We start from the raw sequence: 1,242 nt of genomic DNA on the forward strand, positions 1-1,242 counted from the left end.
CGTGGCCGACGTGGGGGACGTTGTTGTAGGTGTCGAGATAGCGAGTGCCGTCCGCGGCCGTCACCCACACGCCCGATCCCGAGATCAGCTCGATCGGCTCGTCGTAGAAGAGGGGCGAGTGGCGGCCGAGCGTGGCGTTGCGGCGGTCACGCAGCGAGGTCATCGGGGGTTCTCCGTCGGGGTGAGGGGGGTCCAGGGCAGGGGGGATGCGGTGACGTAGGCGTGCGCGGCGCGCACGACCCAGGGCGCGACGTGCCCGGAGATGAAGGCCTCCGCCTCGTTGCCGGGTCGCGCGGCGCTCCAGCCGAGGTAGGTCATGCCGCGGGCGAGCAGCAATGCGTCCCAGGAGGCGAGTTCAGGTGCGGTGAGCGATCGCCGGGCGCGGTAGCCGTGGAAGAGCGCATCACGCAGCGCCGGATAGTCCGATCGCGGCGTCGCGAAGAACATCGCGGTGGCGAGATCGAACAGGTACCAGCTCTCGCCGAAGTCGTCGAAGTCGATGAGGGTCAACTCGCCCGACGGCGAGATGAGCACGTTCTCCGGCGTCATGTCGGCGTGCACGATGCCGGCGTGGTCGCGGTCGACGGGGAGTGCGGCCAGGTCGCGTCGCAGGTGCACGCGAGCCTGATCGAGCACGCGGCGGTCGGCGGCATCCAGTGTTCTCAGTCCGCTCGGGTCCCCCCAGAGGGGTTCGGGCCCGGTGAGTGCGTCGGCGTCCCACGCGCGACGGTCGAAGCCGGCGGGCGTGCCGCGCTCCGCGACCGTGTGGCAGCGGGCGGCGAGGTCGCCGAGCGTCTCGAACCGCAGGTCGGGATGCAGCGGCTCCCCCGCGAAAAGGTCGCCGACATCGCCGAGCGGGCCGGCGCCGTCGATCCATCGCTGCACGGAGGTGTTTCGCTGGTGGGATCCGACGCGTATCGGCGCCCAGAGACGCCCGTCGCGGTCGGGCACCACCTCGGGGACGCGCACGCCGGCCCGCTCGAGCGTGCGCACCCAGCCGAGCTCGGAGGCGAGCTCTGCGTCGCTGTGATAGCCGACGCGGTGGAAACGCAGGGCGAGGGCGCCGAGGCGCGCGGAATCGACCCGGTAGACGACGTTCTCGCGGTGCTTGATGAACGTGACCGGCGCGGACGCCTCGATACCCCACGCCTCGAGCGCGGCGGAAACGAGCCCGCCCATCGGATCGCCGCCGGCCGACGGCGGCGGCGAGGTCTCGATCACCGTCGCCATCAGCCGTTGATC

1 protein-coding gene is annotated in these 1,242 nt (G+C 71.7%); it reads right to left on the bottom strand.

Features of this window, described 5'->3' with window-relative positions; all coding sequences use genetic code 11:
* Positions 1–159: 159 nt before the first annotated feature.
* The coding region (locus ASG00_RS06415; protein WP_235559338.1) for a phosphotransferase enzyme family protein at positions 160–1,242 on the bottom strand (1,083 nt) is incomplete at its 5' end.

The organism is Microbacterium sp. Leaf351 (assembly GCF_001423825.1).
Lineage (GTDB): Bacteria > Actinomycetota > Actinomycetes > Actinomycetales > Microbacteriaceae > Microbacterium > Microbacterium ginsengisoli.